This is a genomic window from Natronorubrum halalkaliphilum (assembly GCF_009834785.1).
GTDB classification, from domain to species: domain Archaea; phylum Halobacteriota; class Halobacteria; order Halobacteriales; family Natrialbaceae; genus Natronorubrum; species Natronorubrum halalkaliphilum.
In genome coordinates this window covers 39,075-64,835 of record NZ_WUYX01000003.1, presented here as the reverse complement: position 1 = coordinate 64,835, position 25,761 = coordinate 39,075, and the positions used below count along the sequence as shown (strand labels likewise).

The window sequence follows — 25,761 nt, the reverse complement described above, 5'->3', positions numbered from 1 at the left end:
GGGTATGTCTGTAATACTATTCGGCACGTATTTCCGCTATCAGCCGCTGCAGTTCCTGTTCCCCACGCAACCATCGTAACAGGTTCGATATGTGTTACGAGTCTGTCTTGTATCTTCGTCAAACACGTCTCGGAGCGAGTCGAAAATAGCTCCGTCCGATTTGTGCTCTCGGACCGATCGAAATCCGTCTGAAACGGCGGTCCGAAGTGCCCCCACTGTCTTGAGCGATCCCTAGATTTTTTATCGCTACCCGCGTTGGTCACCGCTATGCTCCACGCAAAAGGGTCGCTCTGTACGATCGATGTCGGGGACCGGTCCGTGACAACGAACGAAATCGAAGACGAACTGGCCGAGTTCATCGGCGGACGCGGCGTCGCGACCAGGCTCGCCCACGACCGCATCCCGTTCGATGCGGATCCGTACGGTGCCGAGAACCGCCTGTACTTCTCGACCGGGCCGCTCCAGCAGTCCCAGATGAGCTTTACCGGACGGATGAACTGTACCGCTCTCTCGCCGCTGACCGACGGCGTCGCCTCCGCGAACGCCGGCGGCTACCTCTCGCGGAACTTCGTCGACACCGGCCACAGCGTCGTCGAACTCGTGGGTGAAAGCGACGACTTGCTCGCCGTCCACGTCACCGACGACGACGTCGAGTTCGAGGTGGTGCCCGAACTCGAGGAGGCGACGGTTCCCGAGGTGACCGCGGCGATGAACGAACGCCACGGTCTCGAGGCGGAAAACCTCGCGACCATCGGGCCCGCGGGGGAGAACGGCGTTCGGTTCGCCTGCGTGATGACCTACGACAGCCGAGCGTTCGGCCGCGGCGGACTCGGCGCCGTGATGGGGGCGAAAAACGTCAAGTGCGTCACGTTCCAGGGTGACTCCGCACCTGACGTGGACGTTCCAGCGGAAGACGTTCAGTCGACGGTTCATCAGGAGGCCGCAACCAGCGATCACATCATGCGCCGCCAGGGAACGACGAACTCGATCGAGTTCATCAACGACAACTTCTCGTTCCCGACGCGGTACTTTTCGGAACGCTCGTTCGAGGACATCGAAAACATCGGTGGCAACGCTGTCGAGGAGAAAAAGTACAAGAAAGCCTCCTGTTCGGTCTGTGCGTTTGCCTGTAAACTGCCGACGAAAGATGAGGAAACCGGCCTCGAGACCGAAGGGCCGGAGCTCGAGACTGTCTTTTCTTTCGGCTCGAACTGCGGGGTCGGCGACCTGGTCGACGTGATGCAGTCGAACGAGTTGTGCGATCAGTACGGGATGGATACGATCTCCTGTGGCAACGTCGTCGCGGCCTATCTCGCGAGCGAAGCGGAGTTCGGCAACGCCGACCTCGTCCACGACCTCGTCGAGAAGATCGCGTTCCGCGAGGACGAAGGCGATCTGTTAGCGGAGGGCGTCGCCCGCGCGCACGAGGCGCTCGGCGTCGAGAACTTCTCTGTCAAGGGCATGGAGTTCGCCGCCCACGACGGCCGCGCGCTCAACGGGCAGGGACTCTCCTACGCCGTCTCGAACCGCGGTGCCGACCACATGTACTCGACGACGCTCGCCGACGAGTACGGCGGCGACGTCGACCCGCAGGGGACGACGGGCAAGGCCGAACTCGTGATCGAAAACGAGAACCGTAACGCGCTCAGAGACAGCGGCGTCATCTGTCAGTTCGGCCTCGGCCGCGCGGTCGAAGGAGACCGCTTCGAGGCCCTGTTCGACGCAGACTATGACGAACTGCTCGCGGTGGGCGCTCGCGTCGTCGAACTCGAGCGTCACTTCCGGACCCAGCGGGGGTACGACGGCGAGGAGGACAGACTGCCCTACGACCTACCGGATCTGGCGTCGTCGATCGAGGAGTACTACGAACTCCGCGGCTGGAACGACGACGGGACGGTTCCGACCGACGCCGTCGGGGAGTACGCACAGGCCGACTGAAGACCGAACCCGACCGGAATTTTTCGGTTTCGTTCCACGTGCGTTGGAACCGATGCTACTGAGGAGGCACGCGAGCCGACTGTAGTCAGCCCACCCGCATCAGCCGCCTTCGGCCGGCGGTGACGCACTGAGCGTGTCGCCGTCGGCGACCGGCGTCTCGGTCCCGTCTTCGAAGGCGACGTTCCGACCGTTTCGCATGACGCTGATCGATCCGCTGAACTCGTCGTCGCCGTCGAACACCAGCTCCCGAACGTTGGGGTAGTCGTCCGCAAGGTCGTCGAACACGTCGCCGACGGTCGCGTCGGCCGGCACCTCGCGCTCGAGGCTCTTGTCGCCGACCGCGTCCCGAAGCGGGCCGTAGAGCGTGCAGGTTACGTGCATACCGCTCGATTCGTCGCGAACCCCCTTCAAAGTCGCTATTCCGGCGGGGCGTCCCACTCTTCGCCGTTGTCCCGCGGCTCGTAGCCGATGGTTTCGCGGGCGTTTTCGAGACTGTACCAGCGCCGATCGTTGTCGCTGACGCCGCTGAAGATTTCGAACCCTGGCTCGTCGGCCTGTAGGCAGCAGTCGATCATGTGGGCGAAGTCGCGGCGGGAGTTCCACGTCGCTTTCATGCGAGCGACCTGCCGGTCGTACTCGTCGCTGTCGCGGTCGTACTCGCCGCCGTCGACGGCGCGTTCGGCGTCGCCGTACGGATGGTCGTACTCGGGCGTTCGGACGCTGCCGATCCGGATCGCGTGGGCCCGTTTTGGATACTCGTAGTTCTCGACGTAGTACCGACAGAGGTCTTCGCCGAAACTCTTCGAGACACCGTAGTAGGAGTCCGGACGGACCGGATCCTCGTGGGTGAGTCTGAACGGGGCGTCCGAACCCACGTACAGTTCGGGCGCGTTTTCGACCTCGTACATCCCCATGACGTGATTCGAGGAGGCGAAAACGACCGTCTCGAGTTCGGCTTCGCGGGCGGCCTCGAGGGCGTTGAGCACGCCGATGATGTTGGGTTGGTGGACGTCGTCCCACGTGCCGTCGGTAAAGGGGTAGCCGGCGAGGTGGATCATCGCGTCCTGATCGGTAGCGGCCTCACGAACGTCGAGTCCGTTCGTAACGTCAGCGACGACAGTGTCGTGATCGGCGTCTACGCTGTTATCGTCGGGTACCTTGCGGTCGAGGTAAGTGAACTCGTACTCCGGTTCGTCGTGCAGATGATCGATGATGGCGGTTCCACAACGGCCGTACGCACCGGTCAGCAGGGTGTTCATAGTGGCGGATTCACCCCGCGGTTGCATAACCGTTTGGGAAAGTGCTTGGCCGTCTCGAGCTGCCGGAGCCGGGATTCGACCGAACCGCACTGCTCGAGTTTCGCTCCGTTCACTCGATACGGAGTTTCCGTCTCCTAAAAAGCAAAGATAGAGTGGCTTACAGCGGTACTGGCGTAATTATATCGTTGCGACGTTCGCGAGGACGGATACCAGCAGTACCGGATGAACGCGAGAGTTGATGAGCATGTCACGGCTAGGCAGCCGTCACGGAGTTCGGATCCGCTCTCACCGGAACAGGTTGGAACGAACGAAACTGCGGACCGAGCGACTCGTCGAAGCTGCGGTCAGAAGCGGATCTCCGACGAACGGTGCCGCTGGTGGCAGAATTATCCGACGGCGCCGATCCGTAGCAGGCAATCGTATAGCTGCCCTGTTCGCGTACGCCGCTTCTCGTCCGAAGCCGAACACGTCGACTCGCTCTCGGACGCGGATCGAGCCTGGATAACGGAGAAGTCGTTCCGGCGCCACGTCGGCCTGAACTGACCGACCGGGAGCCGCCACCGCCGCTCACTCGGCCAACAGTTCAATCGGGTGGCGAGGCTGGCGCTCCAAAAGCGCATCAATCTGCTCGAGACAGGAGGTGCCGCTCGCGACGACCGGCCGTTCGCGGACGCCATCTACCTGCAGCTGCTTGCGGAGGCGATCACCCACGTCCATGCTCAGTTCGTAGTAATCGGACTTATAGCCGAAGCTTCCGGCCATGCCACAACACTCGACGTCGGACGTGGCCACGTCGTAGCCACACTCCTCGAGAACAGCGACGGTGTACGCTTCCAGTCCGAGGGTCCGCTGCTGGCAGTGACTGTGGTACGCGACCGCACCGTCCTCGGTCGTCGCGAGCGCCGAGACGTCGGAGCCGTTCTCGAGGAGGCCGTAAACGTACTCCAGGATCTCGTAGCTTCCGTCAGCGAGGGCGGTAAACCGCTCCTCGTCGACGAACCGTTCGTACTCCCGCTGGAACATGGCGTAGTCGCTCGGTTCGACGACGACGATATCGCGGCCGTCCGCTACGTGCGGGGCGAGGGTATCGGCGACTCGCTCGGCGTGGTCCGCCGCCGTCGCGACCATTCCTTGAGAGATCGGTGCTCGTCCACTGGACGGAACCTGCGGGATGACAACGTCGACGCCGAGCGCCTCGAGCACCCTGACGGCAGCCTTTCCGCGGTCGACCTGCACGTGGTTCGTGTAGAGATCCGGGTAGAGGACGGCCCGCCGCTCGGGGTCGACAACCGTCGACTCGCGATCGGCGAACCAGTCGACGAGCGTCTCGCGCTCGAAGGTCGGCAGTTCGCGACGAGGGTCGACCTCGAGAAATCGCGCCATGAACTGCCGGGAGACGGTCGTGCCGGCGAGCCAGTTCGAGACTGGCGCCGTCGCGCTGCCCAGCTTTGCCACCGTTTCGAAGTTGCCGAAAAAGCGCTTCTGAAGCGGCGCACCCTCGTCTTCGTCGTCGGGCGTTAGTCCGTCGACGAGCCAGTCGGCGGGTCCCTCGCTCTCCCGATTGGTGCGATCTCGGACGACCGTATTGATCCAAGGGATGTCGATTCCGACCGGACAGGCGTTCACGCAGCGAGTGCAACCGGTACAGAGATCATTGAACTCGGCGGCGACGTCCTGGCCCTCGATTCCGGCCTCCCAGCCGGTCGCGATGCCGCCGGAGTATGTCTCGCCGCCGAAGGCGTGGCCGCCGACGCTCTGGAAGTTAGCACACGAGTTCGAGCACGCGGAACATCGGATGCAGTACAGCGTCTCCCGCAAGTGCTCGTCGTCCCGCATATCCATGCGGCCGTTGTCGACGAGCACCAGGTGGAACTCGCGGTCGTTGTCGAACTCGGAGATGGGCGTCGTATCGTCCTCGAAGTCGACGACCGGCGTCTCCACCGGCGGCGTCAACAGGGAGATGTAGGAGGTGATGTCCTGGCCCGTTCCCGATCGGCCGATGAGTTCGACGAACGGCTGCAGGTCCGAGACCGTCGGGACGATCTTCTCGACGCCGGCGACGGTGATCTGGGTGTCAGTCGCGGCCACGGATTTCCGGGCATTGCCCTCGCTGGTAACCAGTGCCATCGTCCCCGTCTCGGCCGCGATGAAGTTCGCGCCGGTCAGTCCGACCTCCGCGTCGATGATCTGCTCGCCGAGCGTTTCGCGGGCGAAGCGAGTCAGCTCTTCGGCGGTTTCCAGCGGTTCGTCGGGGTCGAATCGCTCGTTGAACAACTCGGCGATCGCATCGCGGGACTTGTGAATGGCCGGCGCGACGATGTGCGACGGGGCCTCGTCAGCCAGTTGCAACACCCACTCGCCGAGGTCCGTCTCGACGACGTCGACGCCGTCTTTCTCGAGCACCTCGTTGACCTCGAGTTCCTCGCTGGTCATGGACTTGCTCTTGACGACCCGATTTGCCTCCCGCTCGGCGGCAACCGATCGAATGTACTCGTTGGCGTCCGCGGCGTCGTCCGCGAGATACACCGTCCCGCCGTTTTCCTCGACGGTCTCTGTCAACCGTTCGAGTAACTCCGGCAGCCGTTCGATGGCGTCTTCCTTGATGGCTCGCGCCTCGCGTTTGAGCGCCTCGTAGTCCTCGAGATCGGACACTGACGCGTATCGCCCGTCGTTGAACGCCTGCGTGTTCGTCGCGACGGCCGCACCCTCGGTCCGCATCAATTCCCGGAGTTCGTCCGCAGTGGCCATCGTTACGACCCCTCCTCTTCTATGACGAGAACGTGGACGTCTCGCGGCCCGTGGGCTCCGTTCACCAGCGCACCCATGTCCGCCGTCGCGCTCGGGCCGGTCGCGATGATCGAACTCCCGCGAGTGCGGCCGATTTCGTCGTCGAGCGCGTCGATGCCGTCCTCCATCGTCGCAAGGATATCGGCGGCCCGGAGGACGGCGATATGACGGTCGACGAACAGGCTCACCAGTTCGCTCCCTCGGTCAGTCATCGAGAGCGTCACCGATCCGTAATCGGCGACGCCCACTCGCGCCCCCGTCACGCCGGTCGTCGCCTCGCGCAACGCTGCGGGTGTGGGATCGACCTCGATTGCCGTCTCGGCGAGCGAGAGCGACGGATCGTCGAACGCCTCCTCGGGCGCCACGCCGACGGCAGGTGCGGTGATCAGTTCGTCGAGGCGTTCACACAGCGAACCCGGATCGACGCGTGTCACCGAGACACCCAGTTCGTCGAGCGACGATTCGAACGATGAGAGTCTGGCAGTCATCAGTGTGCGAAAACTGGACCTACACCGCCATTTAGTTTTGGTTCGGTCGCGGCGGAAGGCGACTTAGCGCCTCGATCCAGCTAACTCCAGTAGTCTGAATGTTAGCAATCCCCTTTCATTCAACAGAACAATTTGAAATCTGTTCGTGTTGGGATACCATACAACACGCAGTATGATGATATTATGCCATTACATCCGATACCTCATATAGAAGAGATATCTACAGTGCTCCAACTATCGTTGGTATCGAACTTGGATTGCTGTTTGTATCGGCGTAGATTTGGATAATACCCACACATTAACCTCGACAATGCCATACTCATATTAGGTAATGGTATATTGTCGCAAGTTATGGGAAATGTGTCTTATCTGCGTTCCAGAATATATCACTTCAGAAGTCGGTTGCAAACCCTAACGAGGAGTACTGACCGCGAGCGTTCCGTTTTCCACGGTTCGTTCGCACCTTAACGACTCCTACTAAATCGACATACTATCCCTGTAATCGGATTGTCTATCGTATCTATATGAGTGTATTATCAAAGCTGTAGATAATTAATCCACATGGTAGCTCTGGCCAGCGAAGGGGGATACGTAATCGGTGTAGGCCCGGCGATGTCACTCGTAGGCGCTGGCAGAAGGGTATGCAAACAGGGAGCACCGATACTGGATTTTCAACCGGATCGACTATTGGTATTCGACTCGCCGAAAGGAACTCTCGAGACGCGCGTAGACACCGCGCTAAAACCGACCCAAGACCTCCGATTCCATGGTCTCGATGAACTTCTCCTGATCCGGGCTCGAAGAAAGGAGCTCGACTTCGTCGAAGCCGGCGTTCTCGAGGCGGGCGAGCTGTTCTCTGATTTCCGCGGGATCGGTCGCGATGAAGAACTCGTCGGCCATCTCTTCGATTGGCATCTCGCGGCCGGCCGCCTCGATCTCGCGAGGGTCGTAGATCTCTTGATCGAACCCGATCGCGGGCGGTCCGCGCCAGAATCCGGTACTCTCGAGTGCGCGGTCGTAGTCGGGATCGTACGAGATCAACAACTGCCTGGTCCGGCTGATGGTGTCAGGATCGCGGCCGGCGTCTTCGGCGCCCGTCTCGAGTGCGGGTTCGAGAACTCGATGGTAGAAGTCGACGTCTCGAAGGGTGAGAAACCCGTCGGCGTATCTGCCGGCGACCGTCGTCGTTTTCGGGCCGTTGCCGGCAACCAAGAGCGGCACGCGCGCGTCCTCGTCGGGCAAGGTGTAGAGACGCATCGTATTGACGTCCCAGTAGTGACCGTCGTAGTCGGTGAACTCGCCGTCCCACAGTCGAGTGATGATCTCACAGGCGTCGATCAAGCGTTTCCGCCGCTCGGAATACTCGGGCCACTCGTAGCCGAGGGGGACCTCGTTCATCGCCTCGCCCGTGCCGAGCGCGAGGTGGACTCGGCCCGGATACATCGCCCCGAGAGTTCCAAACGTCTGGGCGATCATCCCGGGATGACTCCGTCCGATCGGAGGCGTCACACCCGTTCCGACTCTGACCGACTCGGTTCGCTCGAGGGCCGACCCCATCCACGGCCACGCAGCGCCGCAGTGGGCGTCGGTATGCCACCACGGGTGGATATGATCGCTCGTCCAGACGGTGTCGAATCCGGCGTTCTCGGCCCGTTCGACGTGTTCCAGGAGCTTCGATGGGCCGTACTGTTCGTGCGCCGCAAAGTATCCGATATCCATGGGTCCATATACCACACGCAGATAATAATTGTACTGGTCGGGGGAGTACGAGCCGAACCTGGCCGAGCGGTTCTCGCGGGAAGATTCGAGAGCGGATATCGAACGGGCCATCGATTTCTAGCAGGTGCAGGGACAGCCGTATCGAGACGATCCACAGGGATAGACCACAATTCGGCGATTCCCATTCGCCTGCTTGATCGGTCGGGGCAGATATATAGTGGTCGCATCCGAACGTACGGGGTACAAATGACGGGAGAGAAAGCAGCAGTAGTGAAGCGTGCCGCTCGAGCCGGAGCAGACGTCGCACTCGAGGGGTTTCGAAGCGACCTCGCCATCACGACGAAAGAGGGGAAAACGGACGTCGTGACACAGGCCGACCGTAACGCCCAAGACCGGGTTATCGAAGTCATTCGAGAGGCGTATCCCGACGAGCCGATCGTCGGAGAGGAAGCGGATGCGCTCAAATCCGTCCCCGAGGAGGGGCCGGCCTGGGTTATCGATCCGATCGACGGAACGAACAATTACGTTCGCGACATGCGTTTTTGGACGACGAGCGTCGCCGCAGTGGTCGACGGGGAACCGATCGCAGCCGCGAACATCCTGCCCGCCGAGAGCGATACGTTCGTCGCGGATGCTGACGACACGAGACTCAACGAGACGTCGGTGTCGGTAAGCGAACGAACGGATCCGGAGACGTTTACGGTCGTCCCGACGATCTGGTGGGGGTTCGACGAGCGAGACGAGTACGCCGCAGCCTGTCGCGAGATCGTCACTCGGTTCGGTGATCTCTCCCGGTACGGAAGCGTACAGGGAACGCTGGCGCTAATTGCCGCCGGTTCCATCGAAGGAACGATTACGAACGTCGAGCCGAAACCGTGGGACACCATCGCGGGAGTTCATCTCGTGCGACAGGCTGGCGGCGTCGTCACCGATCTCGAGGGAGATCCGTGGACGTACGCGAGCACCGGGCTCGTCGCTTCTAACGGCACTGCACACGATGAGGTCCTCGCAGCAGCACGCGGGATCGAGGGCCGGTAGTACCGATAACTGGTTGCGTTCGAGCGTAATCAACGGGCGACGTATCGATTGAGACCAGGTGCGAGAGCTACAGCGATACCGTGTCGAATCGAGAGGGAACGACGACGCGGCCGTCGAACTCGGCTTCGGCCTCTCGACGGATTTGTTCGGCGCTCTCATAGCGGTCAGCGACGTGAACGAGCCACAGCTCGTTCGCATCGGTCGCCGCAGCGAACGCCCCGGCCTCCCGAGACGTTCCGTGTCCCAGATCAGCCGCGAGATCCGCCTGTTCGGCGGCGTACATCGCTTCGTGAATCACGACGTCACACGTCCCAACGTACTCACGCAGGGCGGGCATCGACGTCGTGTCGGCGGTGTAGACGATTCGTTGCTCGCCGTCGAAGACCAGTCCCTGGGTCGGCACCGCGTGATCGGCGGGACCCACTCCAACGGTTACGTTGCCGACGGTAAACGTATCCCCGACGGCGGTCTCGACGAGTCGATCGGCATCGGTCAGCAATTCGTCGATCCCGGGCGTGACGACGCCGGTAAGCGTACGCAAGTCAGAGATGGTATCCGGGTTGGCTCGAACTGTCAACGGTCGGTCGGGTGCAGTTGCTCGAATGGCACCGTTGCGTGCGAGAAAGCGACCGAGCAACACGTACGGAACACCGAGGAGATGATCAGCGTGGGAGTGTGTACAAAAGATGTCGGTCACGTCTCCCGGCGAATATCCCAGTTCCTCGAGTGTCTGTGGAATCCGTGTCCCGGCATCGACCAGCAGGTGTTCGTCGTTCGACGACAAAAGCAGATGAACCGTCTCGTCCACGCGCGGATAGGCTGCCGTCCCGAGCAAACGAAGCGTTGCCATCGTCTACAACCTCGCGAGCGATCAGGATCGTTCTTACGGTTTCACTACGTTTCCGAAGGTTCGAAGAGTTCCGGATCGTCGTGCTCGAAGACGGCGACTCGAGTGCCGTCGAGTCGTTGGACGTGACTGTAGATTACGCCGCGGCGAGCAGCGGCGTCGAAACAGGGTCTGGCCTGCTGGTACTCGAACGCGCCCGTAAGGAGTACGGCGACACGTGACTCGGGATCGCTGACGACGGTAACCGTGTACTCTGTTCCGGAGACGACGGCAAGATACGATTCCGACTCCGTGATCGAAGCCGTCTCGAGTATCTCTTCGAGTCGGTCAGCATCGTCGCCCTGAACGACGTGAACGAGCCCGAATCGGTCGTCCGGCCCGGCGTCGGGGCTGACGGGTGCGGTGTCGCCAGCAGCGATCGACAACGTCTCCCACCCGTCTTCCTCGAGGTCGGCTGCTATCGAACGCATATCCTCGAGCGTCGCTTCCCACGGGGTCTGGTTAGCCATGCGTGTCAGTCTCTCGGCTGGCAAAAAAGCGTGTTGGATTCGAGCAGCCGGTTGATCCGCTCTCAAACGCCGACCCCAAAGCCCGCTTCCATGACGTACGAGAAGAGCAAGATCCACAGGCCGATGACGACCCACTTCGCGGCGTCGGGGAACCGATCAGACCTCGGGAGGACCCACGCGTCCGGGATCAACGACTCGAAAACGGAACGGATCCGCGACCGCTCGTCGGGCCCGTCCCCGTATTGGACGTCCTGTTCGTCACCGAGAGTGGTATTCATACGGAGTTGAACGGCGGCAACGCCGACCAGAAACAACCCGATCACGAAGAGGATCTGTTTGACGACGACGAAATTACCGCTGCCGGCGAGTACACCACCCGAGACGGCCGCGACGATGAGGGTTGCGACGAACGCCGTCGAAAGGACCAAATCGAGGACGGGGAAAGCGAGTCGCATTGTTCACTCTGGAGACGGGATTCGATCGAGTTCGGCCGGTTCGGCGTTCGCGTCTCGATGGCGATGGCAGCGACTCGTTCGATCGGTGTCGTCTACGACGTGCTCTTCCGGGAAGACGGAATCACAGTCGCTCCCGAACTGTTCACGCAGATAGTCGAGGGCAGCATCTTCGCCTTCCTCAGCCAGTTGCGTCTGCGTTTCGTCGAGTTGCTGTGCGACGGACTCCGGAACGGAGACGTCGTCGAACACGGTTCGACGGACCTCGTCGAAGTCAGCGGTCGGATCTTCGAGGCCGATCGCTCGTTGAATTCGGTTCGAGAGTCCCCCGGCCCGTTTTGCGCGCTCTCGGAGGATATCCTGGAGAACGTCGAGTTGCATCCACAGCTCTTCGGAGAGGTCGTCCCACTCGTCGGGGCGGACCTTCATCGGACACCGCGTCGAAAACGGACAGCCGGAAGGCGGATCCCGCGGACTCGGCGGTGAGCCCCGAAGCGGGATGCGGTTTTGCTCGATGGTCGGATCGGGAGCCGGAATCGAGGACAACAACGTATGCGTGTACGGGTTCGCGGGATCGTTGAACAGTTGCTCCGTATCGCCGATCTCCATGATGTTGCCGAGGTACATGACTGCGATCCGGTCGCAGGCGTGGCGGACGACCGAGAGATCGTGTGCGATCAGTAGGTAGGTCAAGCCGAACTCGTCCTGAAGCTCCTCGAGCAGATTGAGGATCTTCGCCTGTACCGAGACGTCGAGCGCGCTCGTCGGTTCGTCGAGAACGATGAAGTCGGGGTTGAGCGCGAGCGCTCGCGCGATCCCGATCCGCTGGCGCTGACCGCCCGAGAACTGGTGGGGGTACCGATAGTAGTGTTCGGGCTGCAGCCCGACCGTATCGAGCAACTCCCGCACGCGCGTCCGTCGCTCTCGCGGCGTCTTCCACTCGTAGACGTCGAGCGGTTCCCGAATGATTTTCCCGATCGTAAGCCGATCGTTCATACTCGAGTCGGGATCCTGGAAGACGATCTGGGCGTTCTCTCGCCAGGCCTTGAGGTCGTCGCCGCTTAGCGTCGCGATATCCGTCCCGTCGAAGCTGATTTCACCGTCCGTTGGCGTCTCGAGGCGGACGAGCGTCCGACCCAGCGTCGTCTTTCCACACCCGCTTTCGCCGACCAGTCCGAGCGTTTCGCCGCGCTGAATATCGAAGCTCACGCCGTCGACGGCCTTGACCGGATCCGACGAAAGCATGCCGCCGGTTTCGTAGTACGTTTTGAGGTTCTGTACCGAGACGAGCGGCTCCGTTTCGTTCGCCGTCGTTTCGTCGTAGTCTTGGACGTGTTGGCTCATTCGTCGATCACCTCGTCAGTGTCGCGATGCTGCGCGAGTCGGTCGGTCTTCGAATCCGCCTCCGGATACAGCAGACAGGAAACGGTGTGGTCGTCGTCGACGGAAACGGTTGCGGGATGGACCTTCTGACACTCGTCGAACGCCGCCGGACACCGCGGCGCAAACCGACACGACGACGCGGGTTCGGTTGCCGTCGGTACGTCTCCGTCGATCGTGTGTAACTGGTTGGCCTCCGGATTGCGGCCCGGAATGCTTTCGAGTAACCCCTGTGTGTAGGGGTGTTTCGGGTCCGCAAACAGCGGTTTGACCGCCGCCCGTTCGATGATCTCGCCCGCGTACATGACGGCTACGCGATCTGCGACCTCGGCGATCACGCCGATATCGTGGGTGATAAACAGCATCGCCAGGTCGCGCTCGCGCTGGATCTCTTGGAGGAGCTCGAGGATCTGGGCCTGGGTCGTCACGTCCAACGCGGTCGTCGGTTCGTCACAGATCAACAGATCCGGATCGCAGGCGAGCGCCATCGCGATTAGCGCGCGCTGACGCATCCCGCCGGAGAACTCGTGTGGATACTCGCTGAGTCGCCGTCTCGCGTCGGGGATGTTGACCGACTCGAGCAGCCTAGCGGCTTCGTCGGTCGCTTCCTCGCCGGTGAGATCCTGGTGAAGGTCGAGTGCTTCCTTGATCTGATTGCCAACGGTGTAGACCGGGTTGAGACTCGTCATCGGGTCCTGGAAGATCATCGCGATGTCGCCGCCGCGATAGCCTTCGAGCTCCGTTTCGGACTTTCCGACGAGATCCTCGCCGCGATACCGGATACTCCCGCCGACGATACGTCCGGGAGACTTGATGAGCCCCATGATCGAGCGAGCCGTAACGCTCTTTCCGGACCCGGACTCGCCGACGATACCGAGCGTTTCTCCCTTGCGAATGGAGAAGTCGATTCCGTCGACGGCGTGGATCTCCTCCTTGTCCGTGTAAAACACGGTCCGGAGGTCTTCGACCTCGAGCAGCGATTCCTCGCCCTCGTCTTCGTCCTCGTCGGGGAGCGATCGTTCCCCGGGAGCGATCGAATCGCCGCTCATGCTCCTGTCCCTCCTGCGGCGGCTTCGTCGGTAGCATCGTCGGAGTCGCCTCCGACGTCACTCTGTGGATCGATCGCGTCGCGGATGCCGTCCCCGAGCGCGTTGAACGCCGTCACAACCAGCACGATGAAGATCCCGGGGATGAGCGAGATGTGCCACGAACTGGTCGTCACGTAGTCCTGACCGGCGTCGATCGCACGACCCCACTCGGGCGTCGGCGAGTCAACGCCGAGACCGAGGAACGAGAGTCCGGCTACGCCGACGATGATGCCGCCGAGCGTCATCGAGGCGTAGATCAGCAAGTATCCCAGAATGTATGGGAGCATGTGCCGACGCATGGTTACGGTCGGCGCCTGTCCGTAGCTCCGAGCGGCGTCGATCCACTCCTTTTCGGAGACCTGCAACGCGGGACCACGAACCGCCCGCCAGAGTGCGGGCCATCCCGTCGCCCCGAAGATCAACGCGAGGACGATCGCCCCGCTATAGAGGCCACCGAGCCACGTATCAGCGAGCACGACGGATAGTAACACCAGTAAGAGCAACCTCGGCATCGCTTGAACCGAGTCGCTCGCGACGACGAACGAAAGGTCGAGTTTGCCCTTGTAGTAGGCGCCAAACAGCGCCAACGTGGCGGCTGCAATACCGCTAATCGCCAGACTCAACAGACCGATCAACAGCGATATTCGCGCACCGAAGGCCATGAACGTGAATAAGTCACCCCCGGACGGTAATGTACCGATCGGATGGAATCGATCGTACTCATCGTAAGTCATGGGACCGACGTTCGAGCTGCTGCCGCGCGACGCGGAATCGCGGTTGGCATCGCCGACCGTCGTTTCGGTCACTTCGCCGAGTTCAGCGTCGTAGTACTCGATCGTGTGGGAGTACGGATCTTCGATGTTCTGTTCGACAGGTGCCGTCGCCAGTGCCGGTGCGAACAACGCGAGCACGAGGAAGGCGAGGACGACCACGATGCCGAACTGGCCCCAGCGGTGGGTGCGTAGTCGGCCGACGATATCGTCACGCGGCGTCCAGTCGGCGTACCGGTAGTGTCGGCGAAAGAGTACGTAGGCGTACCAGACCCACGCCAGGAACGCAAACGAGTACGCGTAGACGAGTACGACGCGTATCGCCCACGCTATCGCCGGGGAGAGGCCGAGGAACGTTCCTTGCCAGCCTTCGCCGGGGACGTAGTACCCCTCGTTCGGAATCGTCTCGCGCGTGAGCAACGCTGGAAGGTCAGCAAACCACTGCCCGGCCGCGCTCACGCTGCCCGCTCCGGGGATCGACGGGAGTATGCCGAACAGGAGCGACCACGGGATCGTGTTGACGACGAAATTTGCGATCGCGCCGAACTGTAGGGCGACGAGCAGAGTGAGACCGGCTACCCAAATTGCCGCCGGCCGAGGGTTAGCCGCGATCCGTTCGCGTAACGGTTGATCCTCGAACCTGCCTTCGTCGCCGGTTCGCGGATCGTGCAGTTCCTCATCGGGATCGCGCGGCGTGTCGTTGCTCTCGTTCGTATCGGTCATGCACCTCCCTCCTCGAGCCCCACACGGGGATCGATGATCGTGTACAGCAGGTCTTGCAGGATGTTCACGCCCACGAGTACGATGATGAACACGTACATGAGCGACGCAACGAGCGGCAGGTCACCGTTAATGACCGCCTGGAAGAACAGGTAGCCAAGCCCGTTGATGCCGAAGACGACTTCGACAAGCACTGCGCCACCGATCAGGAGGAACGCCTCGCTCGTGATAACCGGAACCAACGGAATAAGCGCGTTTCGGAAGACGTGCTTCCAGACGATTTTCTTCGCCGAGAGCCCCTTCGCTTTGGCCGTCTCGACGTAATTCGAATTGATCGTTTCGAGCACTGCGGTACGGCCGATTCGCATCTCGTTACCCATCGACGCCGATCCGAGAACGAGCGCAGCCGGGAGGACTCGCTTGAATTCGCGGATGAACCCATCCCTCGTTGTGATATCGCTGAACTCATAGGCGCCGGTCACCGGCGATTGAACCACGAAATTACTCCAGTCGAAGCCGAAGAAGTACTGCTGTGACTGGGCAAACAGTGCAAGCAGGATGATCGCGAGCCAGAAGTTCGGCATGGCTCGCCAGACGATGCCCCCGAAGGAAACGAAGTAATCGATACGCGTGTTGGGGTTGAGCCCGGCGTAGAAGCCGAGCGGAATCCCGAACAGGATCGCGATCAGGATCGACCAAAAGCCGAGCCAGAGCGTTCGTGGAGCGTACGTCAGGATCAGGTCGTAGGTGTTCGTTCCGGGACTGAGAACCCACGACTGCCCGAGGTTGAACGTGAGCAGATCAGTCATGAAATCGACGTACTGCTCCCAGAGCGGTTTCGTGAGTCCGAGCTGTTCCCGCGTTCGTTCGTACTGTTGTTGAGCCGAAGGCGTATCCGGTGAACCGACAATCGCGGCGGCTGGATCGATCGGCCCCATACGAATAATCAGAAACGTCAACGACGTTCCGAATACGACGACTGGAATCGCCAGCAGCAGTCGCCGTAACAGATAGCCTAGCCGACTCATCGATTCCACCCGACAGGGTCAGCTACGAGGGCAGAGGACGGTAGGAACGACGAATTCGACGCTACCAGCACCGGGCCTCGGAAATCGCCCCCTCCACGGGACTGTGGACCCCGGTTCGTGCGTGGATCGGCGCCGCGAAGTTGATTGGGCCCGATCCACGGTAAATACCGTATCAGTTGTATATTCCTCATTTTTGTCAAATTAACGGGGAGAGCGGTCGCTTAGGGCTGATCGCCGATACTGACGGTGTTGTACTTTTGATACTCCATCACGCCGTGCATCGGCATATCGACCCAGTCGTAGGCGAACCGATGAACTCGTTCGTGCAACAGCGGTAGCTGGGCGACCATATTCCAGTTTTCGGTCTCGATCCGTTCGAACGCCTCGTTTCGGGCTTCCTCCTCCTCGTCGGTCGGCCCGCGGTTGTCGAGATACTGCTCCCACGCCGCTTCGGCGGCGTCAGCGTACTCCTCGTCGACACCTCCCGAGATTCTAGTAAACTGCGGCGCGTCCGGCGTCGGGTAGAGGAATCGGTGAAAGATGTCCGGGCCGGGATAATCCATTCGGTCCCAGAGTGTAAAGGCATCCATCGTTCCCTCGATAGCTCGGTTAATGATCGTCGCGAACGGCGCCTCTTCGATCGACATATCGATGTGTGCGGCCTGCACCTGCGACGCCAGCAGTTCCCCGAAGTCCTGCCAGATACTTTCGGGCATTACCGTCAGCGTCATCTCGTACATGTCGTCCTCGTCGTACCCCGCTTCTTCCATCACGTCGCGGGCCTCGTCGATTTGCTCTTCGTCGTACCCGTACGGGTATTCCTCCTCGGCGCGCTCCCAGTAGTTGTCCTCACCACCGGGGAACGCTGACGGAGCCACGATGTGATAGCCGGGGTCGTACATGTCGTTGAACTCGTTTTCGGCAAGGCGGTTCTGATTAATGACGTGAGCGATCGCCCGTCTTGCAGCGAGTTCGTCGGTGTTCTCGGTGTTGAAAACGATGTAATGCGAGATGAGAACCTCCGACGACATGTACTGGACCGTCTCGTCGTTGTCGAGTGGCCCGTAAGTTCCGAACTCTCGCCCTTGGTCATCGGTCTCTTCGATCTCGAGCAGGTCGGGGTCGAACTGGGCCGGCTCCATCGTGAATACGTCGAGGTTCTGGTTCAGGGCGCGGTTGAGACGCGCGTTCGAGTCGTCCATGATCGACCAGTGAATGCCCTCGATATCGGCGACTTCGCCGTGATAGTCATCGAAGCGTTCGAAGGAAATGTAGCTCCCTTGCTCCCACTCTTCGAACATGAACGGTCCAGTTCCGATCGGGTTCTCGGTTCCGAACTCGCTCTGGTCCATCTCGCCGTCGTAGCCCTCGATGTCGCCGACGACGCCCTCGGGGGTGACGGCGAAGGAGATGTTTGCCAGCTGGTCGAGAGTCATGTAGAACGGGCGAGCGAGTTCGACTCTGAGCGTGTAGTCGTCGACGGCCTCGACGGCCAGCGAGTCGGGTACGAGTTCGCCGTCGTCGTCTCGCTCGTGAGCGATTTCGAACGTATCGAACAGGTCGTCTGCATTTCGGGTATCCGGCGACTCGGCCATCCGCCGCCACGAGTAAACGAAGTCCTCAGCAGTCATCTCACTGCCGTCGTGGAACTGGACCCCCTCCTTGAGTTCGAACTCGTAGATCTGGCCGTCCTCCTCGGTCGTCCAATCTTCGGCCAGGTCGCCTTCGACGGGAAGCGACCCGTTCACGTGTTCGGTGAGTCGTTCGTAGACGTTGTACTCACCGACGCTGTCGAGTTGGATGATAACCGGGTCCAGTGAACTGACCGAGTCGACGGCCATTCGAAGGTAATCCCCTTCGACCTCTTCCTCATCATCGATTTCTTCGCCGCCCCCACAGCCGGCGAGAGCCGTTGCAGCTGCAACCCCACCTGCGGCAAGGAACGATCGGCGAGTGTGGCTATTACGTTCTGTGTCTGAGGCACCCATGTCACGCTGACTCATGTACTATCGGGTAAATTGGATTAGTGGAATAAAAACGTTTGGGTTGAACGTCCGTATGTGATCTATTAGCAGAAAAACAGTATTTAAAATACCGACCTGTAAGTAGCGGATGCAAATTCCGAACAGTTATTTCGCTGAAAGGCGCAGCAAAAACGATATCTGAGACGGTAGCAACATCTGCGTGGTATCCCGGCGGAACAGGTGAAGTCGAAGTGACGTGAACTCGTGTGTCGAACGAAACAGCGACGACGGAAGTATACCCGTAACCGCGATAGCAATGTACCGATTAGATGCTTGTATCACCCTCCCAAAAATGTTATAATCCGGGATGAAGAAATGATGGGCATGGAGAACGTATTGCTAGATGTGGATCCGGGCTGTGACGACGCCGTACTGCTAGCGTTCATGCTCGCCCGCGACGACGTCGACGTCGTCGGCGTCACGACCGTCGCCGGAAATACGACGGTCGACAACACGACGAAAAACGCGCTCTCGATTCTCGAGCACTTCGATCGAACCGAAATACCAGTTGCACGCGGCTGCCACCGACCGATCGTCGACGAGTTGGAACTAGCCGAGTGGGTACACGGAGAAGACGGACTGCGAGGTGATCTTCCCGAACCGGAGACGGAACCGATCGAGACACACGCTACGGAATTCATCATCGAACAAGCGCACGCGTACGGTGAAGAGCTGACGATCGCTTCCGTTGGCCCGCAGACGAACCTCGCCACTGCGCTCATCCTCGAACCCGATTTGCCGGACCTGGTAGGAGAGATCTATCAGATGGGAGGGGCAGCGATGACGTCGGGGAACACCACACCGATGGCGGAATTTAACTTTTACAACGACCCTGCGGCCGCCAGTCGCGTCATACAGGACGGTGCTCCACGGATGGTCGGCCTCGATGCGACCAACGACGCATCGGTTCCCGCCTCCACGATCACGGAGTTCCAGAACGCCGGGGCTCCGCTCGAGGTCATTGGTTCCTGGCTCGACTATCCGTCCGAGATCGTTAGTGGAGATCTGATCAGCATTCACGACGCTGCCGTCGGCGTCGACATCGTCGAGGACGTACTCACCTTCGAAGAGTACTACGCTGAAATCGATACGAGCGGGGGACCCTCTCACGGGGCCGTGATCTGTGATGAGCACCGCGTTCTCGACGAGCCGGCTAACATCGAAGTCGCCGTCGAGATCGATACCGAGCGGTTCTGTGAAATCCTTCTCGACGCGCTGTGGAGCCTGGAATAGATCGCTTCTGACTACTATCACACCCTATTGTGTCGCACTACCGTCAACTTCGGCGGGCGAGAACTCGTCGTTCAGTTGATGACCGTCTCCGAGCGGTATTCGTTCTCACAAACTTTTTGTGGAACAGTACAACACTACTACTATGGCTCCAGAGATAACCAGCGTAGAGATCATCGAATTCAGCTACCCGATCGAGGACGTCAGCACCGACGGCAACGGATTCAATCTGATGTACGAACCGGGTTCCACCCTCGAGAGTTCGACGCTTGCACTCAAGATTCACACGAATACGGACATCACCGGGGAGTACGTCCTCGTCACCTCAACCGCTCCGGACCAGATCAGCTCGTACGCGGATTACCTCGTCGGAAAGAACCCGCTAAAGCGCGAACGGCACTGGAGCGAGATCAAACGCGGCCTCCGAAAGTACGACCGAATGGGTATCGGTCCGGTCGACATCGCCCTCTGGGACTTCGCCGGAAAGCACGCTGGTGTGCCGATCCACGAACTCCTCGGGACCTACCGCGAGCGGATTCCCGCGTACGCCTCGACCTATCACGCCGACGATAACGGCGGCCTCGACTCGCCCGAAGCCTACGCAGACTTTGCCGAGGAATGCCTCGAGCTGGGATACCAGGGGTTCAAAATTCACGGCTGGGGCGGGAGCGACGACTGGCGCGACATCGATCGAGAAATCGAAACCGTCCACGCGGTCGGCGAACGGGTCGGCGACGACATGGATCTGATGATCGATCCGGCCTGCGAGTACGAGACGTTCGGTGACGCACTGAAGGTTGGAAAAGCCTGCGACGAACAGGAGTTCCTCTGGTACGAAGATCCGTATCGCGACGGAGGCATCTCACAGCACGCACATCAGAAGCTCCGCGAATCGCTGGACACACCGTTACTCCTGACCGAACACATCCGTGGACTGGAGCCATTTACCGACTTCCTCGCCAGTGGAGCAACTGATTTCGTCAGAGGGGATCCGGAGTACGACGGCGGCTTTACCGGGGCGATCAAACGGGCTCGAATCGCCGAAGGATTCGGACTCGATATCGAAACCCACGCGCCAGGTCCCGCCCACCGCCACTACATCGCAGCGATACGGAACGCGAATTACTACGAGGTGGCGCTCGTACACCCCGACTGTAAGAACACGCAGCCGCCGGTTTACGAGTGTGGCTACTCCGATATGCTCGATGCCGTCGACGACGATGGAACCGTTCCCGTACCCGACGGACCCGGTCTCGGCGTCGAGTACGATTGGGAGTACATCGAAGCGAACGAGATCGATCGACGCGTTCACGAATAGCGGACCCGGGACGACACGCAGGTCGGAATCGATCCGTTCTAACTCGTACGTGTCGACGTTCAAATCCGAACCGGTACGAACCCGTCTGTCTCCGCACCCGCCGTTTTTGTTAGCGTCACGTCGTATCCGGTACCGAACCAATGCGACGGCTCGCTCGCGTGTCGTCCGAGCGCTGAGCATCTCCAGACGGGGGAAAGGAGTACTCTCGAGGGAAAGATATATACTTCTACATACCCGAATATAGATCAATATACTCGGCTTCGCAGAGACCGGCGACGTCTCTCGGTCGCGAAAGCGAAGCCTTCCCCTCGCTCGATACCCGTCTGAGTTCGGGCCGACAACGATAGTGAACCGATAATGCTCGAAACCGAGATACTGTCATCGATCGCGGACGAACCCATGCAACTGCTGATGGCCGTCGCCATCGGCATGTTTCTGGGGCTGGAACGAGAGTGGTCACAAAAATCCGCCGGGATTCGGACGTATGCGTTGATCACGGTAACTGGGACGGTCTTTACGATCCTCGATCAGCCGTTATTGCTCGCGGTCGGCGGGTTGCTCATCGTCGTCCAGAGCATGCTTCTCGGCGTTCGCGGACTCTTAGAGAACGAGGAGGGTCTCTCGTTGACCACGTCCGCGATGATGATGCTCGCGTACGGGATTGGTATCCTGATCGGCGAAGGGTACGCGCTCGAGGGAGTGTTGGTGGCCGTCCTGTCGTCACTCCTTCTCGTCCTGAAGCGGGAGCTTCACGAGTTCGCCTGGGGACTCTCGAAAGACGAAGTTCAGTCCGCGACCGAACTCGCGATTCTGGCGTTCGTTATCTTCCCGTTTCTGCCGGATCAGACGATCGACCCCTGGGAAGCGATCAATCCCCGGACCGTCTGGCTGCTGGTGATCGCGGTGAGCGCACTCGGCTTCGTCAACTACATCATTATGCGTCGGTACGGGAGCAAGGGGCTGGCGATCACCGGGTTTTTTGGCGGCCTCGTCAACTCGACTGCCGTGATCGGTGAACTCGCCGGTCGGACGCGAAACCACAGCGGTCTGAGCGGCTTCGTCGTCGGTGCGATCATGCTCGCCGATTCGGCGATGGCATTTCGAAACTTCCTCATTATCGTCGTTTTCGTCCCCGATCTCGTTTTCATCGTCGGCCCACCGTTGTTGGCGATCACCGTTACCGGAATCGCGCTCTCGTACGTCCTCACGGATTGGGACACCGAAGTCGAAGCCGAGGTCGAATCCCCGTTCAGCCTCCAAAACGCGCTCAAATTCGGTGGGTTATTCCTCTGCGTTATTCTGCTTACGATCGTCGCAGAGGAAACGTTCGGGGCGAGCGGACTGATAGCCTCGAGTTTCGTCAGCGGGCTCGTCTCCAGTGGCTCCGTGACGACGACGGCCGTCTTGCTGGTCGATTCGGAACAGATCAGCTACACCCTCGGAACCGCAGCCGTGGTCATCGGAACGGCTGCGAGCATCCTCGTGAAAGTAACACTCGCGGCTAGCATCAACCGAAAACTGGTCCGTCCGGTTCTGTTAGGAAGTCTGGGCCTCATTGCAGCGGGTGCCGTGGTCCTTCTCGGTGTCATCGCCATCGTTTAACGTGTCGCCGGCGCGAACTCCCACGAGAAAGGCCAAACAGCGTTATACGGTAATGGTTCGGTTTTCTAACGTTCCGATATCCTCGATACTGATGGCCACGTGATCGTCCTCTCGTAACGTGAAACTATCATCGGGTACCAAGGGGGTCCCCGTCAATAACACGGCCGTCTCGGGAACCGTGTTATGCCGGTCGAAGAACGAAACCAGTTCCTCGCACGTCCGAACCATTTCGGCCGTCGATGTCGACTCGTCGTACATGGTCTCCCCATCGCGGGTGATCGTCATCGTCAGTTCGAGATCGTGTGGATCGTCGATCGCCTCGGCGGGGACAACACACGGGCCGATGGCACAGCATCGATCGTACACCTTCGCCTGCGGAAGGTAGAGCGGATTCTCTCCCTCGATTTCCCGACTGCTAACGTCGTTCCCGATCGTGTAGCCGACGATGTCACCACGATAGAGAACGATACCGAGTTCCGGTTCAGGGACGTTCCAGTCGGAGTCGCCACGAACGCCGATTCGGTCGCCTGAACCGACCGTTCGACTGGGTGTCGCTTTGAAAAACAGTTCCGGACGGTCTCCTTCGTAAACGTTGAGATAGACGTCGGGCATCCCGCTCTCGTTTTCTCGCGCCTGTTCGCTCATTTCGTACGTAACGCCTGCCGCCCACACTTCTTCGGCCTCGATCGGCGTGAGCTGATTCGAGGAGAGCGTATCGGCGTCGACGGTCGGCGCATCGTCGAGCAGGTTGGTGACGACAGCGTCGATAGACGTTCCGGTAATATCGCAGCTCCGGACCAGATCCTCGAAGGAGGTGAGTGACGGTTTGACGGCGGTTACGTCGTATCTGGATTCGCCGGTGTCAACGACTAGGCGAAACGACCCGCTTTGATCGGATACTCGGTAGTAGCGCATGCACTGATACGGTATGAAACAGCATAATAAAATCTTTGGGGGCGGCGGTCGCTCGGTTGCTGATACCGTAAACGGTGTAACAGTAGAGCGTATTCGTACATGTGGTATGGCAGACGAGTATGCGAATTACATCGACGGCGAGTGGGTCGAATCGGAAACAGGTGAGACGTTCGAAAACCGGAACCCCGCTAATTCGGACGACCTCATCGGCTACTTCCAGCAATCGAATAGCGAGGATGCAGCGCGTGCCGCGGCGGCCGCCAGTGCAGCCGAGACCGAATGGGCCGAAACCCCCGGTCCGGAACGCGGGTCGATCCTCTCCGAAACCGCACGGAACCTCGACGATCGAAAGGACGAGTTGACGGAAACGCTCGTTCGAGAGGAGGGGAAGGCCCGCGGAGAAGCGGCCGGAGAAGTCCAGCGTGCCATCGACATCTTCTCGTACTACGCCGAGAAGACGCGAGACATCGGCGGGGTGAACAAACAATCCAGCAGTCGTCACACGAACCTCCAGACGGTAACGGAGCCGGTAGGCGTTGCGGGACTGATCACTCCGTGGAACTATCCGATCGCGATTCCGGCCTGGAAGATCGCTCCGGCGCTTGCAGCCGGGAATACTGCCGTTTTCAAACCCGCATCGATGGCACCCAACGTCTCGCGGAAACTGGTCGAGTGTCTCGACGAAGCGGGGCTTCCGGCGGGCGTCCTCAACTACGTTACCGGGCCGGGAAGTGAGGTTGGCTCCACGTTCGCGACCCACGAAGCGGTCGACGCCGTTTCCTTCACCGGGAGTACGCAGGTCGGCAATCACGTCTACGATATGGCTGCCGAAGATCAAAAGCGCGTCCAACTCGAGATGGGCGGGAAGAACCCGGTCGTCGTGAGCAAGAGCGCCGATCTCGACGACGCCGTCGAAATCGCCGCGAACGGTGCCTTCGGTGTTACCGGACAGGCTTGTACCGCGACCTCCAGAGCGATCGTCCACGAGGAGTTGTACGACGAGTTCGTCGACCGTCTCGTCGAACGAGCAGCGGAAATCGAAATCGGGCCCGGTCTGGACGGGTTCGATATGGGCCCGCAGGTCACCGAGTCCGAACTCGAGAGCACGATGGAGTACATCGAGCTCGGACGCGACGAGGGAGCGACCCTCGAGACCGGCGGAGGTCAGCCCGAAGGAGACCGGTTCGACGACGGCTTCTTCGTCGAACCGACGGTGTTCTCCGACGTCGACCCGGATATGCAAATCGCTCAGGAAGAGATCTTCGGTCCGGTACTCGCCGTGATCCCCGCGTCCGACTTCGACGACGCGCTCGAGATCGCAAACGGCGTCCAGTACGGCCTCTCGGCCAGCATCGTGACGAACGATCTCACGGAGTCGAACCGGTTCGTCTCCGAGATCGAAGCCGGCGTCGTGAAGATCAACGAGAAAACGACGGGACTCGAACTACACGTCCCGTTCGGCGGCATGAAAGCGTCCTCGAGCGAGACCTTCCGCGAACAGGGCGATGCGGGGCTCGACTTCTTCACGATCAGCAAAACGGTCTATACGAACTACTAACGGAGTCCCGTGTTGTCGCGTTTTCTCGGCTTCGATTCGTCGATCGGCGACTGACCCGGTTATCGCTCGGTTACGAGCGGGGTGTCCACTGGTTTTTATATATTTTCACGTCCATGAGGAGATATGATCCACGCAACCTGGGGCGACTGGCTCGTTGGATCCGAAATCGAAGCCGCCGATCCCGACGGCCTAGCAGTCTGGTATCTAGGGTGTAACGCGTTCGTCGTTCGAACGCCCGAAACGACGCTGTACATCGATCCGTACTTCGGCGACGGAGACCCGCCGAATATCGTTCGGATGATACCCGTCCCGATGGACCCCGCGGACGCGACGATGTGCGATGCAGTTCTGGTTACCCACGAACACATCGATCACATGCATCCGCCCTCGTACGAACCGCTGGTAAACGACCTCGAGGCCGACCTGTACGCCCCCAGCGCGTCGTTCGACGAGCCGGATTACGACGACGACCTCGTCGCACCGGACGAGAACCGACACACCGTCGAACCGGGGGCGACGCTCGATATCGGTGATGTCGTGGTTCACGTACTACCGGCAAACGATCCCGACGCTATCGAACCGGTGAGCTATCTGGTCGAACACGAGTCGGGAACGTTCTTCCACGCGGGAGATAGCAGACCGACGAGCGAGTTCGAAGAGATCGCCCGCGCGTTCGACGTTGATATCGGTGCGTTCGCGTTCGGAACTGTCGGCAATATCTATTACCCGACGGAGGACGAGGCCCGTCCGACGCGCTGGTACATGGACGAAAATCAGATCATCGAAGCGGCGAACCAGCTGCAGGTCGATCGACTCGTCCCCGCCCACTACGATATGTGGAGAGGGGTCGGCGCCGATCCGAAAGTCCTCCACGAACACGCACATTCGTACGCGTATCCTCGCGTCGTCGATGTCGTGAAGATCGGCGATCGAATCGACGTCGGCCGACCCGGGGTCGTTCAGACTCGCTCGTTACGAGAGTAGCCGCTCAGTCCCGTTCCGGTTCAACGATCACTCAAGTTATTATATGCCGAGGTGACATCGTCGGCTCCGAAACGTTCCGAAAGCGGCGTTTCGACGGTCGCTCCAGT

Annotated in this window: 21 protein-coding genes; 7 read left to right on the top strand and 14 right to left on the bottom strand. The window is 60.3% G+C overall.

The features are described from left to right. Window positions 1–267 precede the first annotated feature (267 nt). Window positions 268–1,938 (top strand): aldehyde ferredoxin oxidoreductase family protein, encoded by a 1,671-nt coding sequence (locus GS429_RS00470; protein WP_160061646.1) that lies wholly within the window; start codon window positions 268–270, stop codon window positions 1,936–1,938. Between the two features lie 99 nt (window positions 1,939–2,037). Here the strand turns inward: GS429_RS00470 and GS429_RS00465 are convergent, their stop codons facing one another. The 5 genes from GS429_RS00465 to GS429_RS00445 all read right to left on the bottom strand — a co-directional run bounded on the left by GS429_RS00465 (window position 2,038) and on the right by GS429_RS00445 (window position 8,191). Beyond that, entirely contained in the window at window positions 2,038–2,319 is a 282-nt protein-coding gene (locus tag GS429_RS00465; protein ID WP_160061644.1) for a ubiquitin-like small modifier protein 1, read from the bottom strand. A 35-nt stretch (window positions 2,320–2,354) separates the two neighbouring features. Beyond that, window positions 2,355–3,197, bottom strand: coding sequence for an NAD-dependent epimerase/dehydratase family protein (locus GS429_RS00460; protein WP_160061642.1), 843 nt, complete (start codon window positions 3,195–3,197; stop codon window positions 2,355–2,357). A 567-nt stretch (window positions 3,198–3,764) separates the two neighbouring features. Further along, entirely contained in the window at window positions 3,765–5,945 is a 2,181-nt protein-coding gene (locus tag GS429_RS00455; protein WP_160061640.1) for an LUD domain-containing protein, read from the bottom strand. Window positions 5,946–5,947: 2 nt separating this feature from the next. Beyond that, window positions 5,948–6,472 carry an LUD domain-containing protein gene (locus GS429_RS00450; RefSeq protein WP_160061638.1) on the bottom strand — a complete coding sequence of 175 codons (525 nt, stop codon included), beginning with the start codon at window positions 6,470–6,472 and terminating at the stop codon, window positions 5,948–5,950. Window positions 6,473–7,210: 738 nt separating this feature from the next. After that, complete coding sequence (locus tag GS429_RS00445; RefSeq protein WP_160061636.1) at window positions 7,211–8,191, bottom strand: TIGR03557 family F420-dependent LLM class oxidoreductase; 981 nt, start codon at window positions 8,189–8,191, stop codon at window positions 7,211–7,213. A 246-nt stretch (window positions 8,192–8,437) separates the two neighbouring features. Here GS429_RS00445 and GS429_RS00440 point away from each other — a divergent pair, with 246 nt between their 5' ends. Next, window positions 8,438–9,229, top strand: coding sequence for an inositol monophosphatase family protein (locus GS429_RS00440; RefSeq protein WP_160061634.1), 792 nt, complete (start codon window positions 8,438–8,440; stop codon window positions 9,227–9,229). Between the two features lie 67 nt (window positions 9,230–9,296). Here the strand turns inward: GS429_RS00440 and GS429_RS00435 are convergent, their stop codons facing one another. From GS429_RS00435 to GS429_RS00400, 8 genes are all read right to left on the bottom strand, one after another. Then, the gene (locus tag GS429_RS00435) at window positions 9,297–10,079 is read right to left on the bottom strand and encodes an MBL fold metallo-hydrolase (RefSeq protein ID WP_160061632.1); all 783 of its coding nucleotides are present in this window, start codon (window positions 10,077–10,079) and stop codon (window positions 9,297–9,299) included. 44 nt (window positions 10,080–10,123) lie between these two features. Beyond that, entirely contained in the window at window positions 10,124–10,585 is a 462-nt protein-coding gene (locus GS429_RS00430; RefSeq protein ID WP_160061630.1) for a DUF7529 family protein, read from the bottom strand. A gap of 62 nt (window positions 10,586–10,647) precedes the next feature. Further along, on the bottom strand, window positions 10,648–11,040 hold the full coding sequence (locus GS429_RS00425) for a DUF7555 family protein (protein ID WP_160061628.1): 393 nt from the start codon (window positions 11,038–11,040) through the stop codon (window positions 10,648–10,650). A 3-nt stretch (window positions 11,041–11,043) separates the two neighbouring features. Continuing rightward, entirely contained in the window at window positions 11,044–12,381 is a 1,338-nt protein-coding gene (locus tag GS429_RS00420) for an ABC transporter ATP-binding protein (protein ID WP_160061626.1), read from the bottom strand. Next, the gene (locus tag GS429_RS00415) at window positions 12,378–13,466 is read right to left on the bottom strand and encodes an ABC transporter ATP-binding protein (protein WP_160061624.1); all 1,089 of its coding nucleotides are present in this window, start codon (window positions 13,464–13,466) and stop codon (window positions 12,378–12,380) included. Before GS429_RS00415 ends, GS429_RS00420 begins: the two co-directional genes overlap by 4 nt. Beyond that, the gene (locus tag GS429_RS00410; protein ID WP_160061622.1) at window positions 13,463–14,998 is read right to left on the bottom strand and encodes an ABC transporter permease; all 1,536 of its coding nucleotides are present in this window, start codon (window positions 14,996–14,998) and stop codon (window positions 13,463–13,465) included. Before GS429_RS00410 ends, GS429_RS00415 begins: the two co-directional genes overlap by 4 nt. Beyond that, window positions 14,995–16,023, bottom strand: a complete 1,029-nt coding sequence (locus GS429_RS00405; protein ID WP_160061620.1) for an ABC transporter permease — start codon at window positions 16,021–16,023, stop codon at window positions 14,995–14,997. Before GS429_RS00405 ends, GS429_RS00410 begins: the two co-directional genes overlap by 4 nt. Window positions 16,024–16,244: 221 nt before the next feature. After that, a complete protein-coding gene (locus GS429_RS00400; RefSeq protein ID WP_160061618.1) occupies window positions 16,245–18,026 on the bottom strand; it encodes an ABC transporter substrate-binding protein in 1,782 nt (593 codons plus the stop codon). A 345-nt stretch (window positions 18,027–18,371) separates the two neighbouring features. Between GS429_RS00400 and GS429_RS00395 the strand changes: the two genes are divergently transcribed. The 3 genes from GS429_RS00395 (at window position 18,372) to GS429_RS00385 (ending at window position 22,197) form a co-directional block, all read left to right on the top strand. After that, the gene (locus GS429_RS00395; protein WP_160061616.1) at window positions 18,372–19,280 is read left to right on the top strand and encodes a nucleoside hydrolase; all 909 of its coding nucleotides are present in this window, start codon (window positions 18,372–18,374) and stop codon (window positions 19,278–19,280) included. A gap of 142 nt (window positions 19,281–19,422) precedes the next feature. Next, window positions 19,423–20,595, top strand: a complete 1,173-nt coding sequence (locus GS429_RS00390; RefSeq protein ID WP_160061614.1) for an enolase C-terminal domain-like protein — start codon at window positions 19,423–19,425, stop codon at window positions 20,593–20,595. 357 nt (window positions 20,596–20,952) lie between these two features. After that, complete coding sequence (locus tag GS429_RS00385; RefSeq protein ID WP_160061612.1) at window positions 20,953–22,197, top strand: MgtC/SapB family protein; 1,245 nt, start codon at window positions 20,953–20,955, stop codon at window positions 22,195–22,197. 42 nt (window positions 22,198–22,239) lie between these two features. On the opposite strand, the gene GS429_RS00380 is transcribed toward GS429_RS00385, so the two are convergent. Next, on the bottom strand, window positions 22,240–23,112 hold the full coding sequence (locus GS429_RS00380; RefSeq protein ID WP_160061610.1) for a fumarylacetoacetate hydrolase family protein: 873 nt from the start codon (window positions 23,110–23,112) through the stop codon (window positions 22,240–22,242). A 106-nt stretch (window positions 23,113–23,218) separates the two neighbouring features. Here GS429_RS00380 and xacF point away from each other — a divergent pair, with 106 nt between their 5' ends. After that, window positions 23,219–24,670: a 2,5-dioxovalerate dehydrogenase gene (xacF, locus tag GS429_RS00375; protein WP_160061599.1), complete on the top strand. Its 1,452-nt coding sequence runs from the start codon at window positions 23,219–23,221 to the stop codon at window positions 24,668–24,670. Between the two features lie 123 nt (window positions 24,671–24,793). Then, the gene (locus GS429_RS00370) at window positions 24,794–25,654 is read left to right on the top strand and encodes an MBL fold metallo-hydrolase (protein ID WP_160061597.1); all 861 of its coding nucleotides are present in this window, start codon (window positions 24,794–24,796) and stop codon (window positions 25,652–25,654) included. Window positions 25,655–25,761 lie beyond the last annotated feature (107 nt).

Coding starts and splice junctions, on each gene's coding strand:
- GS429_RS00425 (WP_160061628.1), bottom strand. CDS start 11,040: ATGCGACTCGCTTTCCCCGTCCTCGATTTGGTCCTTTCGACGGCGTTC.
- GS429_RS00415 (WP_160061624.1), bottom strand. CDS start 13,466: ATGAGCGGCGATTCGATCGCTCCCGGGGAACGATCGCTCCCCGACGAG.
- GS429_RS00430 (WP_160061630.1), bottom strand. CDS start 10,585: ATGGCTAACCAGACCCCGTGGGAAGCGACGCTCGAGGATATGCGTTCG.
- GS429_RS00435 (WP_160061632.1), bottom strand. CDS start 10,079: ATGGCAACGCTTCGTTTGCTCGGGACGGCAGCCTATCCGCGCGTGGAC.
- GS429_RS00470 (WP_160061646.1), top strand. CDS start 268: ATGCTCCACGCAAAAGGGTCGCTCTGTACGATCGATGTCGGGGACCGG.
- GS429_RS00390 (WP_160061614.1), top strand. CDS start 19,423: ATGGCTCCAGAGATAACCAGCGTAGAGATCATCGAATTCAGCTACCCG.
- GS429_RS00440 (WP_160061634.1), top strand. CDS start 8,438: ATGACGGGAGAGAAAGCAGCAGTAGTGAAGCGTGCCGCTCGAGCCGGA.
- GS429_RS00460 (WP_160061642.1), bottom strand. CDS start 3,197: ATGAACACCCTGCTGACCGGTGCGTACGGCCGTTGTGGAACCGCCATC.
- GS429_RS00380 (WP_160061610.1), bottom strand. CDS start 23,112: ATGCGCTACTACCGAGTATCCGATCAAAGCGGGTCGTTTCGCCTAGTC.
- GS429_RS00410 (WP_160061622.1), bottom strand. CDS start 14,998: ATGACCGATACGAACGAGAGCAACGACACGCCGCGCGATCCCGATGAG.
- xacF (WP_160061599.1), top strand. CDS start 23,219: ATGGCAGACGAGTATGCGAATTACATCGACGGCGAGTGGGTCGAATCG.
- GS429_RS00445 (WP_160061636.1), bottom strand. CDS start 8,191: ATGGATATCGGATACTTTGCGGCGCACGAACAGTACGGCCCATCGAAG.
- GS429_RS00420 (WP_160061626.1), bottom strand. CDS start 12,381: ATGAGCCAACACGTCCAAGACTACGACGAAACGACGGCGAACGAAACG.
- GS429_RS00465 (WP_160061644.1), bottom strand. CDS start 2,319: ATGCACGTAACCTGCACGCTCTACGGCCCGCTTCGGGACGCGGTCGGC.
- GS429_RS00405 (WP_160061620.1), bottom strand. CDS start 16,023: ATGAGTCGGCTAGGCTATCTGTTACGGCGACTGCTGCTGGCGATTCCA.
- GS429_RS00370 (WP_160061597.1), top strand. CDS start 24,794: ATGATCCACGCAACCTGGGGCGACTGGCTCGTTGGATCCGAAATCGAA.
- GS429_RS00450 (WP_160061638.1), bottom strand. CDS start 6,472: ATGACTGCCAGACTCTCATCGTTCGAATCGTCGCTCGACGAACTGGGT.
- GS429_RS00455 (WP_160061640.1), bottom strand. CDS start 5,945: ATGGCCACTGCGGACGAACTCCGGGAATTGATGCGGACCGAGGGTGCG.
- GS429_RS00395 (WP_160061616.1), top strand. CDS start 18,372: ATGGAGAACGTATTGCTAGATGTGGATCCGGGCTGTGACGACGCCGTA.
- GS429_RS00385 (WP_160061612.1), top strand. CDS start 20,953: ATGCTCGAAACCGAGATACTGTCATCGATCGCGGACGAACCCATGCAA.
- GS429_RS00400 (WP_160061618.1), bottom strand. CDS start 18,026: ATGAGTCAGCGTGACATGGGTGCCTCAGACACAGAACGTAATAGCCAC.